General features: G+C 47.6%; 12 protein-coding genes. 7 read left to right on the forward strand and 5 right to left on the reverse strand.

The window, feature by feature from the left end:
* Window positions 1-11: 11 nt before the first annotated feature.
* The 5 genes from AC5ZC7_RS22770 to lepB form a co-directional block, all read right to left on the reverse strand.
* Entirely contained in the window at window positions 12-3,380 is a 3,369-nt protein-coding gene (locus tag AC5ZC7_RS22770) for a SusC/RagA family TonB-linked outer membrane protein (RefSeq protein ID WP_496158737.1), read from the reverse strand.
* 302 nt (window positions 3,381-3,682) lie between these two features.
* A complete protein-coding gene (locus AC5ZC7_RS22775) occupies window positions 3,683-4,873 on the reverse strand; it encodes a FecR domain-containing protein (RefSeq protein ID WP_496158736.1) in 1,191 nt (396 codons plus the stop codon).
* A gap of 63 nt (window positions 4,874-4,936) precedes the next feature.
* Window positions 4,937-5,527 (reverse strand): sigma-70 family RNA polymerase sigma factor, encoded by a 591-nt coding sequence (locus AC5ZC7_RS22780; RefSeq protein WP_496158735.1) that lies wholly within the window; start codon window positions 5,525-5,527, stop codon window positions 4,937-4,939.
* Window positions 5,528-5,618: 91 nt separating this feature from the next.
* Window positions 5,619-6,521: an alpha/beta fold hydrolase gene (locus tag AC5ZC7_RS22785; protein ID WP_496158734.1), complete on the reverse strand. Its 903-nt coding sequence runs from the start codon at window positions 6,519-6,521 to the stop codon at window positions 5,619-5,621.
* A gap of 310 nt (window positions 6,522-6,831) precedes the next feature.
* A complete protein-coding gene (lepB, locus tag AC5ZC7_RS22790; RefSeq protein ID WP_496158733.1) occupies window positions 6,832-8,016 on the reverse strand; it encodes a signal peptidase I in 1,185 nt (394 codons plus the stop codon).
* Between the two features lie 329 nt (window positions 8,017-8,345).
* Here lepB and AC5ZC7_RS22795 point away from each other — a divergent pair, with 329 nt between their 5' ends.
* From AC5ZC7_RS22795 to AC5ZC7_RS22825, 7 genes are all read left to right on the forward strand, one after another.
* A complete protein-coding gene (locus AC5ZC7_RS22795; protein WP_496158732.1) occupies window positions 8,346-9,323 on the forward strand; it encodes a TIM barrel protein in 978 nt (325 codons plus the stop codon).
* 123 nt (window positions 9,324-9,446) lie between these two features.
* Window positions 9,447-10,658, forward strand: a complete 1,212-nt coding sequence (locus AC5ZC7_RS22800; protein WP_496158731.1) for a tetratricopeptide repeat protein — start codon at window positions 9,447-9,449, stop codon at window positions 10,656-10,658.
* A gap of 277 nt (window positions 10,659-10,935) precedes the next feature.
* Window positions 10,936-11,571, forward strand: coding sequence for a 2Fe-2S iron-sulfur cluster-binding protein (locus AC5ZC7_RS22805; RefSeq protein ID WP_496158730.1), 636 nt, complete (start codon window positions 10,936-10,938; stop codon window positions 11,569-11,571).
* A complete protein-coding gene (locus AC5ZC7_RS22810) occupies window positions 11,568-12,545 on the forward strand; it encodes an FAD binding domain-containing protein (protein WP_496158729.1) in 978 nt (325 codons plus the stop codon). The genes AC5ZC7_RS22805 and AC5ZC7_RS22810 overlap by 4 nt, the downstream gene beginning before the upstream one ends.
* Window positions 12,542-14,749 carry a molybdopterin cofactor-binding domain-containing protein gene (locus AC5ZC7_RS22815; protein WP_496158728.1) on the forward strand — a complete coding sequence of 736 codons (2,208 nt, stop codon included), beginning with the start codon at window positions 12,542-12,544 and terminating at the stop codon, window positions 14,747-14,749. Before AC5ZC7_RS22810 ends, AC5ZC7_RS22815 begins: the two co-directional genes overlap by 4 nt.
* A 9-nt stretch (window positions 14,750-14,758) precedes the next feature.
* Entirely contained in the window at window positions 14,759-15,913 is a 1,155-nt protein-coding gene (locus tag AC5ZC7_RS22820) for an XdhC family protein (protein WP_496158727.1), read from the forward strand.
* Complete coding sequence (locus AC5ZC7_RS22825; RefSeq protein ID WP_496158726.1) at window positions 15,913-16,506, forward strand: NTP transferase domain-containing protein; 594 nt, start codon at window positions 15,913-15,915, stop codon at window positions 16,504-16,506. The genes AC5ZC7_RS22820 and AC5ZC7_RS22825 overlap by 1 nt, the downstream gene beginning before the upstream one ends.
* The last annotated feature ends 273 nt before the right edge of the window (window positions 16,507-16,779 follow it).

The following is a 16,779-nucleotide window of genomic DNA, read 5'->3' on the forward strand; positions in this document are numbered from 1 at the left end:
CTTTAAAATTATCAGAAAGTAACATTCAAACCACCCATGAAGGAACGCGCCTGTGGATAGATACCACGGTCGATGCTCAAGGCATCAGTACCACCAATCTCCGGATCATAACCCGTGTATTTGGTGATGGTCAGCAGGTTTTCGCTCATCACGTACACGCGTATTTTCTGTAAGCCTATCCTTTTGGTAACAGCACCTGGCAGGGAATAACCGATCTGCAGGGTTTTAATTCTGAAGTAATTGCCGTCTTCCAGGTAGAAAGCGGAAGCATTGGTATAGTTATGATTTTTATCTGCTATGCTCAGACGAGGCACTGTATTGCTGGTACCTTCACCCGTCCAGCGATCCAATGCTTTGGTTTGCCAGTTGGCTGTAGAAATATCCAAACGGCGTAAGCCCTGGAAAATTTTATTACCACCAGCACCCTGTCCAAATACAATGATATCAAATCCTTTATAGGCTGCTGTTACCGTAGCACCATACGTCCAGGTAGGTGTTGGATTGCCAATAAAGGTGCGGTCCTTGTCAGTGATCACGCCATCGCCGTTCAAATCTGCCCAGCGGAAATCACCCGGTTTGGCATCTGGCTGAATCTTCCCGCCACTTTTATTCACCCAGGCATCTACGTCTCCCTGGTTCTGGAAAATGCCGAGCGACTGATATCCGTAGAATGAGTTGAAAGCCTGTCCTACCGTTGTTCTCACAATATCATTCATACCCTGGAAATTCTGCACCTTATCACTTAATATATCCACACCATTACCCAGGAAAGTCACCTTATTCTTCAGGTGAGAAATATTAGCATTGGCAGAGAAATCTACTTCACCCAGTTTAGCATGATAGCCTAACTCCAGTTCCACGCCACGGTTTTCCATGCTCCCCACGTTGGCAGCAGGATTGTCAATAGCACCAATGTAAAAAGGAATACGGGGCTTCATCAGGATGTCTTTGGTCTTCTTATTAAACCAATCGAATCCGATGGTAATATTGCGCAGTACAGTGGCTTCAAATCCAATGTTCGTCTGACTGGTAGATTCCCACTTCAGGTTGGGGTTAGAAGGCGCATTAGGACTGTATCCTACCACGTAGTTGGGCTTACCATCCAGTCCAACAAAAGTATAGTTCCTGCCACTACCGATGGTAGCTAAATAAGCCATATCGCCAATTTCATCACTACCTACCGTACCGTAACCACCACGGAATTTCAGGAAGTCTACCACCTTATTTTCCGGCCAGAATGCTTCTTTAGAAGCAACCCAACCTACGGAATAAGAGGGAAAAATACCATAGCGGTTATTGGCTCCAAAACGGGTAGATCCATCCCGGCGCACAATCGCTTCTGCCAGGTATTTCTCTCCATAGTTATAATTCAATCTTCCAAAGAGGGAAGACACTTTATGTTCTATTCCTTCACTACCGTCTGAAATACGGTTAGCTGCAGATGATTTGAAGTTCAGGGAAGCATCTGCAAACGTTTCTGCCGGAATATCATAGAAAGTGACGTTGATAGATTTTAAGCGGTTCTCCATATAAGCACCCTGGCCAGCCAACAAGGTAACATTGTGCAAACCAAAGTTCCTGGTATAGGAAACAGTATTCTCGAGGTTAAAGTTATAGTTCTGATTTTGTCCGCGTTTAAAGCTGGTACGAGGGGTTACGCTGGAACTATTCAGATAAGAAATAGGTGTAAATGTTTCATCTCCATAGAAAGATAATTTTGCACCGATGGTAGAACGGAATCTCAAACCTTTCACAGGCTCCATTTCCAGGTAGGTATTCCCCACCACATTATGGGCCCAGTTATAATTTCCCAAACGGGTAGAAATATAAGCCAGCGGGTTAGTAATTTCCTGTGTTACGATATCGGAAATACCATAAAAACGTCCTTGCGGATCTTTTCTGGCGCCTGGATTTTTATATTTATTCAACGCTGCTTCTGCCGGATCCGTTACAATAGCAGGTGTAATAGGATCCAGGTTGATAGCCGAACTTAATGGTCCGCCAAATTCATTGTTGGTATTACCAATACCGATTGTTTTTTCATAGGAATAACCTACGTTTTCGCCCCAGGTAAGCCAGGGAGTAATTTTATGCGTGGTATTCACACGGAAGTTAGCACGCTCATATTTTGAAATGGCAGTGGCTACAATACCTTCCTGCTTCAGGTAACCAAAGGAAGTATAAAAAGTAGATTTATCGGTACCCCCACTGATACTTAATTCGTGGTTCTGACGGGCAGCACTATTATTAAAAATCTGTGCCTGCCAGTCGGTGCCCTTACCAAATGATTTGGGATCGGCAAATACAGGTGCACCGCCATCATTGGTGACGGCTTCATTTCTTAACGTTGCATATTGGGTGGCATCCAGCAGTTTCAGTTTATGTGCCGGAGCAGAAGTACCATAGTAACCATTGTAGTTGACCGTAATTTTTCCTGCTTTCCCTTTTTTAGTGGTCACCAGGATAACACCGGCAGCAGCACGCGCACCATATATCGCCTGCGAAGCCGCATCTTTCAATACTTCCACGGATTCTATATCGTATTGGTTCAGGTAACTGATACCACCATTGTCTACTACCACACCATCCACTACCCACAATGGATTGTTATTATTGAAAGAAGTAATACCTCTTACACGCACGGCTGAATTAGATCCTGGCTGACCAGAACTGGCGGCAATAGTTAAGCCGGAAGTACGGCCCTGTAATACTTGCTCAATGCGGGTTACCGGCTGTGATTCAATATCCGCGGCACGAACACTGGAGATAGCGCCCGTTACCACACTTTTCTTCTGAATACCATAACCCACTACCACTGTTTCTGTAAGCGCGGTATTGGCGGGTTTCAGTTGTATACGCAACGGACTGCCGGAAACAGGTACTGTTTTGGTATCATAGCCAATGAAAGATACCTGCAGTACACTTTTACTGTTAGGCACCCGGAGGCTAAACTTTCCATCCGGGTCTGCTGCAGTACCAGCACCTGTATTTTGTATCCGGATGGTAGCACCTGGAATAGGCTCTCCTGCTTCATTGACAATTTTACCGGTTACAACGATGCTGGAATCTGCGGCACCTTTCTCCGGGTAAACATTCACCAGGGTGATACGGTTGCCTTCTATCACATAAGCCAGTGGCTTATTTCTCAGGCAAACGTCTAATGCTTCCTTTACCGATACATTGGTAACATCTACATTCACATTTGCGAAAGAAGATAATAAGGTTTCATCATACACCACAGAGATCCCTGCCTGTCGCGCCACTTCCTTCAGTACTTTCTTTAACGGAGCATTTTTTTCTGAGAGGGTGATCTGCTGCGACAATCCTTTTGCGCTGATATGCAGGCAAGCTGTGAGTAGCAAAAAGGCGGTCATTTTCATAACGCAGAACATTTTGGTTGATAGTAATTTCCGGGTACAGGAAATTATACCACATAAGTTTAATTGCATACTTTTGTAGTGTTTGGGAATTCTTGTAAAATAGTTCTTCGATTAAGGGATTGATTTTCAAGGGACACCCAGATATACACCGGCAGTGTTGCGAGCACTTCCGGTTTTTTTTGGGCATACGTTCCCTGACTAACTCGTCTCGGTTGTTGCCATTCTGTTTAAAATTTATCAGTTTTAATAAATACGTGGTGCCGCAACGTGGAAGCAGCAATTCTCAAAGCTTTTATCTTATTTTATCTAATAACAGTTAATTTTCTTCCTTCAAGTTTAAATTTAGCACCACTACTTTCCAACAGGGCTAACATTTCTGATAACGGCAGATTCCTGTTAATCCGGCCACCAAAAAGTCTGTTGTCAGCAGTTTTTGTATCTACTTCAATATCATACCAACGGGCTAACTGCCGCAGGATAACATTTATATTGGCATTATCAAATTCAAAGAAACCGGTTTTCCAGGCTACCACCTCCTGCACATCTGCATTGCGTACGGATATCACACCAGTATTATTATCAATAGCCGCCTGTTGTCCGGGCTTCAGGTATTTTTCCACGATACCCTGCTTCACTTTTACGGCGCCACTTACCAGTGTAGTCCGTAATTCTTCTTCATCCGCATAAGCCATGATATCAAACCCGGTACCTAATACCTGCACTTCTGTACTATTCACTTTCACAATAAAAGGTTGTTTCGCATTTTTCTTTACTTCGAAATATCCCTGCCCCTGCATTTCCACGGTGCGGTTACCTCCGTTAAAAGCAGTCGGGTAACGCAGGCTGGAAGCGGAGTTCAGCCACACCTGGGTACCATCCGGCAACACAATGGTAAACTGGCCCCCACGGGGTACCTTTAAGGTATTATAACCAATAGCCGCCTTATCACCGGCCGCCGCATATTGCAGTTCTCCATTCTTCTGTTCTACCTTAGTGCCACCCTGTTGTATCACCTGGTTACCTGCACTATCCAGGGTTACTACCGAACCATCTGCCAGGGTCAGCACCGCTTTATTGGAACCAGGTTTCACATCCGCCGCTTTTGTAGCTAATACCACCGGTGTAGCGGGTTTACGCCAATTATAAAACAACGCCGTTCCTGCTGTCACCAACACCATAATAGAGGCTGCTGCCACCCATTTCCAGCGTTGGGTAGTCTGCATAGGCATTACCTTGTTTTGTCCAATGGATGCCAGCAACCTGGTTTCTATCCGGTTACTGATTGCTTCCGGCACAGCCGGACGCTCATTCATCACGCGTTCAAAATCCTGTTGCATAACAGCCAGCAATGGTTTATGCGCATCAGAAGAAAGCAGCCAGCTATATAAAACAGCTATCTCCTCCGGGCTGCATTGCCCGTCAAGGTATTTTTTTATAAGTGCTTCCTGTTGTTCTTCCGGTTGATACATGCTGGTAATACGGGCCATTTGCATACAGGCCCTGTATATAATATCCGGAAATAGAGAAAGAGGGTACCCCTGTGAAAAAATATTTTTTTAAACGATGGTGCTGAGGAGAAAGGCGGCCACCAAAATATCGCCATGACGGAAAATATAATCCTGTATAAACCGCATACTAAGCACCATATGCTTCTTAACGGTATCGCGGGAAATACCCAATATGGCAGCGGCTTCATCATACGTTTTACCCTCCTGCCGGCAAAGACGGAATACGTTCAAACGCTGGCTCGTCATCTGGCTCAGCGCTTCCTGCAGCAACCGCTCATACTCTCTTGCCCTCACCGCCAGGTCTGTTAACCCGGCATCCTGGTTAGCCAGCTGCAATAACAACTGCTCCCGCATTTGCTCATCGGTAGATAATTTCGCGATCGTTTTGAAAACATGATTACGGGCAATCCGGTACAGGTAGCCGCTGAAAGATAGTTGTGGATTAATGCGGTCCCGGACTTCCCAGATTTTCAGAAATACATCATGAACAAGGTCCTCCGCCAGGGAAGGCACTTTGCAAAAGCGTAACAGATAGATATAGAGCGAGGAATGGTAGTGCCGGTAAATACTGGAAAAAGCCAATTCATCACCTCCCATCATCCGCCGTAACACCTCCTCTTCTGATGGCATTCGCTCCATTGAGTATAACAAGTTTTAAATGATGCACACCGTTCGGATGTAAATTATAAAAAAGCCGTAATAATACCAATACTACCATCACTCCCGGAAATTACCCCTGGATAAAGGCCAACGCCCGCTTCTCCGACCAGTAAAAATCGGCCCCAAACTGCACAAAACCAACATGCCCACCCTGTTGGGGCGTTTCCAGGAAAACATAAGGACTCGTCGCCGCCACGTCATAAGGATAACAGCCTGCTCCCAGGAAAGGATCATCTTTGGCATTAATGACTAACACGGGTATACGAATATGGGGTAAAAACGAGCGGGAGCTACATTGCTCCCAATAGGTCAATGCATCCTTAAAGCCATGCATAGGCGCCGTATAGCGATCATCAAACTGCCGGAACGTCTTTACCTCCTCATATCCTTCCAGGCGGATACTACCGGGAAACTGCTGCTCCTTGGTCCGCAATTTATTCCCCAGCTCCCGGATAAACCGTTGCATATATATGATGTTGTGTCGCTTCTCTAACTCTACGGCCCCACTCTTCAGGTCGCAGGGCACTGAGATGGCCACCGCCGATTTAATCAGCCCCTCCACCGCGGCCCCCTGCTCACCCAGGTATTTCAGGGTAACATTTCCACCCAGGGAAAAACCCACGAGGTGTATGGCCTTATATTTATTCAGCGATACCAGGTAATTAATCACCGTTTGCAAATCACCCGTTTCCCCGCTGTGATAAAAACGGAGTTGCCGGTTGGGGGTTCCGCCACATCCCCGGAAATTCATGGACACAGTATCAAACCCGGCGCCATTAAAAATATGCACCATTCCCAACACATACTTGCGCGTAGAACTACCCTCCAAACCATGCAAAATCACCACAATACGGTCATGCCCCTGCTCACTGAAATCCAGGTCCAGGAAATCATTGTCCGGCGTGGAGATTTGCTCCCGCCGGTATGCCGCTGGCTTAATACTGCGAAACAAAGAAGGATAAATCGTCAGCATATGACGATTCTGTAAAAGAAACGGCGCTTGATAGTCCGAGTGTTGAATCAATGGCATAAACGCGAAATTACGAATTCGTAGCCCTTAATTTGTAATTTTGCCCCATGTTACTTCCCACCTTCGGTATGGAAAATATTTTTAACCACCCTTACTAAATAAGGATGAATGCGATTTTTTGTCTGAAGCAGGATTAAACTGATTATACTGATTTCTATTGTTGATTTTAGAAGATAACTGCATCTGTCTTCCCTAAACTCTTTTATTCAAAAAAATAAAATCAGTTTAATCATCTTCCAAAAACAACATCCGCTTATTTTATCACCGAAAATAACCGGTTCCACCGGATACGTTTGTGGTCAATACTCATCCACACCAACCACGCCTTCCCTACCACATGATCTTCCGGAACAAAGCCCCAGAAGCGGGAATCCGTAGATTCATTCCGGTTATCCCCCATCATCCAGTAGTAATTCATTTTAAAAGTATAGGTAGTAGCTAACTGTCCGTTAATATAAATTTTATTGCTGTCTGTCCGCAGCGTATTATGTTCATACGTGGTAATAATCCGCTGATAGAGCGGTAAGGTAAGCGTATCGAGTGCTACCGTTGCTCCCTTCTTCGGAATATATATGGGACCATAGCATGTTTCATTCCATTCATAGTGTTTCGCATCAAAAGGGAATACGCGGTTGTCTCCGAATTTAAAATATACTTTAGGTTTCACCGTACATCCCCGTGCACGAAGACTATCGATCCCCGCCGCCGTAAGATTATAGGTAAACGTGGCAGAATCTTCACGCCACAACACATGATCAATACCCAGTTTTATCTCCAGTAAACTGTCGATAGGTTCATGGTTAGGAGTTGTTACCAGGTACTTGGCCTGGAACAATGGCGGCACCCGGCCAGGCGCACCGTTAATATAAACAACGCCATCAACAATCTCCAATGTATCGCCACCTATGCCGATACATCGCTTAATCCAGTTCTCCCGCTTATCTACCGGCCTCGTTATCACCGGCGGGTAATGCTTGCTGACATACTCATACCCCTGCGAATGAACCTGCGTATAGTAATCTTCATCCTCTTCGGCTATATTCTTTAATACACTGTCGCCACAGGGATAATTGAAAACAATAACATCATTCCGTTGGATACTGCTAAATCCCGGCAGTCTTTTATACGGCCAGCTGACTGCGGTGGAAAAAGGCTGCACATTTTTCGTAAAGGGCATCGTATGATGGGTGAAAGGCCATGCCAGCGGGGTATTGGGAATCCGTGGACCGTAGCTGATTTTGCTAACGAAAATAAAATCGTTTACCAACAACGTCTTTTCCATTGAACCACTGGGGATAACAAATGCTTCGAAAATAAAAGTGCGGATAAGGGTAGCAGCAACCACCGCAAAAAGAACTGCCTCTATCCATTCCCTTACTTTAGATTTCTTCCGGACGCCTTCTTCTGCCTGCCTTACATTGCTGAAAAAAAAACTCATTTGGACGCGGTTTTTGGATAAGTAACTACTAAACAATTTAATGAATTAAACGCACATTTCTTCAAAAATTACACGAACAAAAACTGCTGCAACTATGATGCAGTAAGCATTTCAACAAACCACGCCCACATTACGTTGCCCGTTAAAAATTACTTTACACGTATATCCGGCTACGTTAGGATCAATTATATTATTTCAACCTTCCGGGCAAAAAAACATCAACAGGATATTCTTTTTTAAAAATTTTGAACAAGATGCAATCGTTTTGCTAAATTGCTGCACATAATCACCCGGTTATATATTCATCCACGTTAAAAAACATAATCTGCATGCATACTTCGAGACGTTCATTTATTCAGCAAACAGGACTCTTAGCTGCCGGCATGATGTTGCCTGGTGGCCTCTCTGCCATGACCGGCAACAAAGCCCTCCCTAAGAAATTAGGCCTGCAATTATACACTCTCCGCGAGGAGCTGGCCAAAGACGTAAAAGGTACCCTGGCCAAAGTAGCTAAGATCGGCTACAACGAAGTGGAAACGTTTTATAGCTATGAAGGTGCCGCCGACAAAGGAGCATTCTGGGGCCTGAAACCCAGGGCATTAAGTGCTTTGCTAAAACAGCACCAGCTCAATACACCCTCCGGTCACTATCAGCTCAATGATTACCTGACCCGCGGCAATGGCGACGCAGCGGCGCTACAGCCACAAATAGACCTGGCAGCCGCCCTCGGCCAGCAATATTTCATTGTACCGGTACTACCACTCTCCCTCTGGGATAAAAAACTGGGCGCAGACGACTACAAATTCATGGCCGAACAATTGAATAAAGCCGGCGAAATATGTAAAAAACACCAGCTGCATATCGGCTATCATAACCACTACTGGGAGTTCAAAAAACTGGCAGATACCGATAGCACCGGCTATGATATCATGCTGAAAGAAACGGATCCTTCCCTCGTTTCCTTCGAACTGGATCTTTTCTGGGCCGTAAAATCTGGCCGCGATCCTATCACCCTCTTTAAAGAAGCCCCCGGCAGATTTGTAGCCTGGCACGTAAAAGACATGGACAAAAACAATACTGCCAGTCTTACCGCCGCCGGTACAGAAAACAAAACTTCCATGGAACTCCTCTCCGGCGTCACTTTCGCAGAAGTAGGCACCGGTAGCATCGACTTCCGCAAAATATTTGCCCAGGCAAAACTGGCAGGCGTAAAACACCTGTTTGTAGAACAGGATAAAATTACCATCGATCCATTCCAAAGTATTACTACCAGTTATAAGTATGTGAAGAATGTGCTGATGAAATAAATTACGAATTACGAATTACGGATTTGTGGGTAGATAGTAGCGAAGTTAATCTTCGCGTTTACTATCTACCCACAAATCCGTAATTCGTAATTCGTAATTCGTAATTTCGCCCAAAAGTTACATATGGCGATGCATGAAGTAGAATCATTAGTGGAGCTATCCGTTTATAGCCTGGACAAAAGTCAGGAAGAAGGACTGGATCGCAGAAGTCTGTTTTACAATCTGTATAAATTACAAAGCCAGTTCGACACCGGCTTCACCCACTTCCGGGTAATGGATATCCTGGTTAAACACCATTTCGTATATACCTTTCCTGTCAGCGCCCACCCGGCCTACACTACACACCAGGCCTGGTTCGACGCACTGGCCGCCAGTCAGAAATTCAGCTTTATCTACCAACAACCCACCAACCAATGGGATGAAGAAAGCAATCCTGTTGCCGGTTACGCCAACTACGACTTAACCACCCAAAAATATATTTTATACTGCGATGCAGGCTCCTCCCTCTGGGCCGCTATGGTAGCCAATGGTACCATTACCGGCGAAGATGCCATCGCTCCGGAACACATCGATACCTTCCTTATGGCGCTGGAAATTTGCGAGATGGCCGGTGAACAAAAAGACAAAGACCTGCTTGGGCTTTGGTATCTGCTCCTGCCTTTTATGGTGATGCAAGCCGAACAGGAAGGGGAAACCATTCACTACAAAGCCCTGGAAGCCATACTGGACCTGGTAGTAGCCAACGACGCCATCCGGGAAGAAGGACTGCCTCCTGCCGATGAATTGCCGGTAGGTGGGGAACTGGGCAAATTCTGCCAGTGGTGGTACGCCCCCGCAGCAGATAAAATGAAACCCGCAGAATCACCGGAAGAAGAAGTTGACCTGGAAAAAATTCCTTTTACAGAAACAGTGGAAAAAAGCGCAGCCTGGTATGAACAACAGGTAGTACAAATATTACAGGAAGCCAATGAAGTCATCAGCCATATGGAAGACCATGGCGCCGATGAAACCGGTCAGCAACAAGTATTCAATCGCCTGCAGGAAGGATTGCAATACGCCGATAAAGGATTGGAGCTATCGCCAACCGAACCCGGCCTGCTGATGAATAAAGGTTCTATCCTCATGTTGCTGGAACAATACGAGCCCGCGCTCGCCACCTACGATAAGGCCCTCGCTATTGCACCGGAAAACCCTTATGTACACCTGAATCGTGCCGTACTCTTTTATCATATGGAACAAATCCCCGCTGCCATCGCCTCTTTCGAAAAACTATTGCAACTCGATCCCGGCAATGAATTTGCACAGCAATGGCTGAGCCATTTACGTAGCATTTAGCCATTAGCTGTTAGCTGTTAGCAAAATGCAGCGGAGATCAACATATAATATCATCTCCGCTGCATTTTGCTAACAGCTAACAGCTAATGGCTAATGGCTAAAATATCCCCCTTTTCTTCGCGTGCTGCAAAGCAGTCACGCCATCTTTATCCCCAATATTCAGATGAGCACCCGCAGCAACCAGCATCTTCACTACCTACTGGAGATAAAGCAGGACTAATTAAAACTGAAATACCAATATTTTTTCCTACCTTATTAGTGATTAATATCCACAAAAATGGCCGCTGAAAACAACCCACTATTTTCTCCACATAAAAAGGATAAACAGGAAGCCCGCCGTGACTTTCTCAAGCAATCATCTGCTATGATGGCCCTCGCCCTAACGCCGCCACTGGTGATGAAAGCAGCACAACATGATGAAGCCATTGCAGGCATCTTTGAGAAGATGCCCGTTAACATGGACATCAACGGAAAAAAAATGCAGTTGTCGGTAGAACCTCGCACCACTTTACTCGACCTACTGCGGGAACAACTGCATCTTACCGGTACCAAAAAAGGTTGTGATCATGGTCAATGTGGCGCCTGCACCGTACACGTAGATGGCCGCCGTATCAATGCCTGTCTTACCCTCGCCGTGATGCAGGAAGGCAAAAAAATCACCACCATCGAAGGCCTGGCCAACGGTGATCAGCTACACCCGGTACAGGAAGCCTTTATCAAACACGATGGCTTTCAATGCGGCTACTGCACCCCCGGCCAGATTATGTCGGCAGTTGCCTGCCTGCGGGAAGGCCATGCCAACTCACCGGAAGAAATACGTGAATTCATGAGCGGAAATATCTGTCGCTGCGGTGCTTACGATAACATAGTACATGCCATTACTGATGTAAAAAATGGAGGAAAAACAGTATGAACCCATTCTCCTATGTCAGGCCAGCCAGCCTGAAAGCCGCTATTGAGGCTGTAGCAAAAAACAACGCCCGCTTTATCGCCGGTGGTACCAACCTGCTGGACCTGATGAAAAATGGCGTTATTATACCTGAAAAACTGGTAGATATTAACCGCCTCCCACTAAAAGATATTCAATTAAATAACGGGATGCTGCACATCGGCGCCCTGGTGCTCAACAGTGATCTTGCTGCACATGAAGAAGTAAAAATGCATCACCCACTGCTGTCCCAGGCCCTGCTGGCCGGGGCTTCCCAGCAACTACGCAATATGGCTACCGTAGGCGGTAATATGATGCAGCGAACCCGCTGCTCTTACTTCTACGATACCACCATGCCCTGCAACAAACGCACCCCCAATAGCGGCTGCGGCGCCCTCGGCGGCATCAACCGCATGCATGCCATTTTCGGCGCCAACGATAACTGCATTGCTGTGCATCCCAGCGATATGTGTGTAGCCCTGGCTGCATTAGATGCCACGGTGCTGGTAAGTGGCCCTAAAGGCGACCGCCGTATTCCTTTCACCGACTTTCATCGCCTGCCGGGCAACACCCCGCAGCTGGATAATAACCTCGGCAAAAATGAACTGATTACAGCGGTGGAAGTCCCTGCCAACAACTTTACTAAAAATGTATACTACCTGAAAGTACGCGATCGCGCTTCCTACGCATTTGCACTGGTATCAGTAGCTGCGGCACTGGATATCCGCGATGGTGTGATTCAACAGGCCCGCCTCGCTATGGGCGGGGTGGCACATAAACCCTGGCGCCTACCCGATGCGGAAAAAGCATTAACAGGTAAAGCACCCACGGCAGAAAATTTCCGCATAGCGGCCAACATCGCTACGCAATCTGCCAAAACCTACAAACATAATGCGTTTAAACCGGCCCTCGCCGCCAACAGTATTCAAACCGCCTTACTAAAAGCCGCTTCCGTATGAGAAAACAACAAACAGGACAGTCCATGGACCGTGTAGATGGCCGGCTAAAAGTAACCGGCGGCGCAAAATATTTCGCAGACTATCAGGTGGAAGATCTGCTGTATGCCGCATTGGTTTGCAGTCCTATCAGCAGCGGCACCATTAAAAGTATAGATGCTACGAAAGCACTGCGGGCGCCCGGCGTGGCAGACGTAGTCTCCCACCTCAATGCACCACGGGTACCGGCCTACCAGTCTGCCAAATCGGGCGACAAAAACGGCCTGCAGATATTTAAAGATGACCGCATCTATTCCAATGGTCAACCAGTGGCCATTGTAATTGCCAATACACTGGAACGCGCTGTACATGCCGCCACACTGGTAGATGTACAATACAACCAGGAAACACATTATACCGACATGAATGCCAGCATGGGCAAAGCCTTTCAGAATAATCACATGAAAGACTATCTCCGCGGGGAAGCCGGCGCCTGGGAAAAAGCAGCAGTTACACACAGCGCTACCTACACCCTTCCACTGGAAGTACATAACCCGATGGAACTGGCCGGCATCATTGCTCACTGGACTACGCCGGATACCCTTACCCTCTGGGCAAAAACACAAGGTGTAAAAAGCGTACAGGAAACGATCCAGGAGCTCTTCCAGCTGCCGGAACAAAACATCACGGTACACTCCCAGTTTGTAGGCGGTGGCTTTGGTATGGCCCTTCGTATATGGCCCATGGAAGTAGCTACCATATTGGCTGCAAAAAAAATACGCCGCCCGGTAAAACTGGTGGTTACCCGGGAACAGATGTTTACACTCGTAGGCTATCGGCCTAACGCCACCCAGCAACTCAGCCTGGGCGCTACGGCAGACGGCAAGCTGACCGGGATCACCCATCAGGCAGTGGCCATCACGTCGCCCTACGAAGATTTTACAGAAGGCATTGTGGCCATGAGCAAGTTCATGTACGCCTGTCCGAATGTGGATACCAAATACCAGCTGGTGCCACTCAATATGAGTACGCCGGTATGGATGCGTGGCCCGGGTGAAGCTACCGGCTCCTTTGCACTGGAATCCGCTATGGATGAACTGGCGCACAAACTAAAAATGGATCCGCTGCAACTCAGGATACTCAACCATGCAGATACGGATCCGGAAAAGAACCTGCCTTTTTCCAGTAAGTATTTGAAAGAAGCATACGCTTTGGGCGCAGAAAAAATAGGATGGTCTGCCAGGAACCCGGTGCCCCGCAGCACAGAAGAGAATGGTATGTTGGTGGGTTACGGCATGAGCAGCGGCACTTTCGGTGCTTATCGCGGCAAGGCTACGGTGTCGGCTACACTAAAATCAGATGGCTCCCTGGTACTGCAAAGCGCGGCCGCCGATATTGGTCCAGGCACCGCTACCGCCATGGTACAAATTGCTGCGGATGTAACCAGTATGGCAGCAGAAAAAATTACGTTTATGTTGGGAGAATCCGTGTATCCTTTTGCACCCGAACAAGGCGGTTCTTCCACTGTATCTACGGTGGGCAGCGCCGTAACCGATGCCTGTAAAGCATTGCAGCAGCAACTCGGCACACTGGCCATTGCACATATACCTGCTTTTAAAGGGAGTACACCAGAAACAATTATTTATGAAGACGGGAAACTCTTTACTCCAAACCGGGAAACCAACATCACGCACGAAGCACTCCTGCAACAACAACAGCTACCGGAAGTAAAAGTAACCGCTACCTCACAGGGCGGTCCGGAAAGAAAAAAATACTCCATGTATTCCTTTTCTGTGCACTTCGCCAAAGTACTGGTACATCCGGCTACCGGCGTAGTACGCATCCAACATATTGTCAGCGTAGCCGATGCCGGCACCATTGTCAATGCCAAAACAGCCCGCAGCCAGATGATTGGCGGCGTAGTAGGCGGTATTGGTATGGCACTAACGGAAGAGGCTATACTGGATCACCGCTTCGGCAGATTCGTCAATAACAACCTGGCCGACTACCACGTAGCGGTAAACGCAGATACACCACCTACCGATGTATATTTCATCAATAAAAAAGATCCCTACATCAACCCCATGGGCGCCAAAGGGATGGGAGAAATTGCACTGATAGGCTTTGCAGCGGCTGTTTCCAACGCCGTATTCAATGCCACGGGCAAGCGGGTCCGTGATTTACCTATTACGCCGGATAAAGTGCTGAATACCCCGGTCACCGTTTAAACTAACCACATGAAAGAACTGAGCGATATCGTAAAAGCATACTACGCTGCCTGTCGGGAGGGGCTAAAAACAGCGCTGGCAACAGTAGTGCATGTGGAAGGCTCCGCCTACCGCCAACCCGGCGCACGTATGCTGGTAACGGAAAACGGGTTACTCACCGGCGCTATCAGCGGCGGCTGCCTCGAAGGCGATGCACTGCGGAAAGCTCAGCTCGTGATACTGCAGCAACAACCCATGCTGGTCACCTACGATACCAATGACGAAGACGACGCCAAACTGGGCGTAGGACTGGGTTGCAACGGCATCATACATATATTGCTGGAACCGGTCAACACCGGTGATCCACACAACCCGATTATACTATTACAGGAAATTACCCAACATCGCACACCTGCGGTACTGGTAACCCTGTTTACACTACGCAACCGTAAAGCACCACAACCCGGCACCTGCCTGGTGCTTACAGCCAATGGATTAATGCAGCACCACATCCCGGATTGCCACCTGCAAAATGCCCTCACGGCCGATGCACACCTGGCACTCCAAACACAAAGCAGCTGCACCAAAACTTACCTGTCTACCGGCAACGACTATACGGCACATACCGCCTTCCTGCCACCGGCGCCACAATTATTGATTGCAGGCGCCGGCAACGATGTCATCCCACTGGTGAAAATGGCCACCATTCTCGGCTGGCAAACCATTGTGGCAGACGGTCGCCCCGGATACGCCACCCCGGCCCGGTTCCCGGAAACCACCCAATTGCTTACCGCCAAACCCGCACAGGTATTAACACAGGTAACTACGGACCCACACACCGCCGTAGTACTCATGACACATAACTACAACTACGACCTGGCACTGCTGGCACAACTGCTGCCACTCCCCCTCCACTACATTGGGGTGCTGGGACCAGCCAAAAAACTACAGCGCATGCTCGATGAACTGGCGGAAAATGGTATCAACATTTCCCGGCAACAACGGGCACGTGTACACGGCCCCGCAGGCCTCGACCTCGGCGCCGAAACAGCAGAAGAAATTGCCTTGTCTATTATCAGCGAAATAAAATCCGTGCTGTCTGCCACCGCCGCTACCTCACTGCGGGAAAAAACAACGGCCATCCATGCACGCGAACAACAAATCATCCTTCAACAACAACTATAATGGAAACAACCGGTATCATCATCCTCGCCGCAGGCGCCTCCAAAAGATTGGGCACACCCAAACAACAACTACCCTTTCAAAATAAAAGCCTGCTGCAAAATGTAGTACACACCGCCAGCCAATCGGGCGCCACACCAGCAGTTGTAGTACTCGGTGCTTTCGCCACCCAGGTGAAACAACAACTGGTGGCAGAAATGGTACATACCGTGGTAAATCCCCACTGGCCTACCGGTATGGGCGGCTCTATCAAAACAGGCCTGCAATACCTGCTGCAACTGTCGCCACAAATCAGCCATGCTTTGCTGCTGCTCTGCGATCAGCCATTCATCACTACTGCGCTGCTGGAAGATATGTTTACCCTCAAAAACACCTCCGGCAAAGCGATGGTAGCCTGCACATATGGTAATACCATCGGCACGCCTGCCCTTTTTCATAAAAGCATTTTTCCGCAACTACTATCACTCACCGGCCAGGAAGGCGCCAAGAAAATATTGTTGCAACACCCCGAACAAGTAGCCACCATTGACTTTCCACAAGGCGCCATAGACATTGATACCACCGGCGATTACGAGCAATTGCTCACGAAAGTGTAAGCAACATACTATCTTTGAAATAGTAATCAACAGGAAATCAACAGCATACCGGTCAACAGCAAAAAAAATTTTGCCGTTAAAAGTATATCCGTATATTTGTCTACAAGAATGGTAGACTAATAAAAACATACACACCATGGACACCAATCATACATATCATCATCCAAGCCGGCGACCCGCTGCCACCTTATATTTACGTGTAGCTACAGACGCCCGTTGTTGTTGTTAATACCCCACTCCTGCCTGCGGTCACCCCACCAATGCCGCAACCAT

Source organism: Chitinophaga sp. 9-1-y, assembly GCF_059511905.2.

Coding starts and splice junctions, on each gene's coding strand:
- AC5ZC7_RS22800 (WP_496158731.1), top strand. CDS start 9,447: ATGGCGATGCATGAAGTAGAATCATTAGTGGAGCTATCCGTTTATAGC.
- AC5ZC7_RS22815 (WP_496158728.1), top strand. CDS start 12,542: ATGAGAAAACAACAAACAGGACAGTCCATGGACCGTGTAGATGGCCGG.
- lepB (WP_496158733.1), bottom strand. CDS start 8,016: ATGAGTTTTTTTTTCAGCAATGTAAGGCAGGCAGAAGAAGGCGTCCGG.
- AC5ZC7_RS22805 (WP_496158730.1), top strand. CDS start 10,936: ATGGCCGCTGAAAACAACCCACTATTTTCTCCACATAAAAAGGATAAA.
- AC5ZC7_RS22820 (WP_496158727.1), top strand. CDS start 14,759: ATGAAAGAACTGAGCGATATCGTAAAAGCATACTACGCTGCCTGTCGG.
- AC5ZC7_RS22795 (WP_496158732.1), top strand. CDS start 8,346: ATGCATACTTCGAGACGTTCATTTATTCAGCAAACAGGACTCTTAGCT.
- AC5ZC7_RS22780 (WP_496158735.1), bottom strand. CDS start 5,527: ATGGAGCGAATGCCATCAGAAGAGGAGGTGTTACGGCGGATGATGGGA.
- AC5ZC7_RS22810 (WP_496158729.1), top strand. CDS start 11,568: ATGAACCCATTCTCCTATGTCAGGCCAGCCAGCCTGAAAGCCGCTATT.
- AC5ZC7_RS22825 (WP_496158726.1), top strand. CDS start 15,913: ATGGAAACAACCGGTATCATCATCCTCGCCGCAGGCGCCTCCAAAAGA.
- AC5ZC7_RS22775 (WP_496158736.1), bottom strand. CDS start 4,873: ATGCAAATGGCCCGTATTACCAGCATGTATCAACCGGAAGAACAACAG.
- AC5ZC7_RS22770 (WP_496158737.1), bottom strand. CDS start 3,380: ATGAAAATGACCGCCTTTTTGCTACTCACAGCTTGCCTGCATATCAGC.
- AC5ZC7_RS22785 (WP_496158734.1), bottom strand. CDS start 6,521: ATGCTGACGATTTATCCTTCTTTGTTTCGCAGTATTAAGCCAGCGGCA.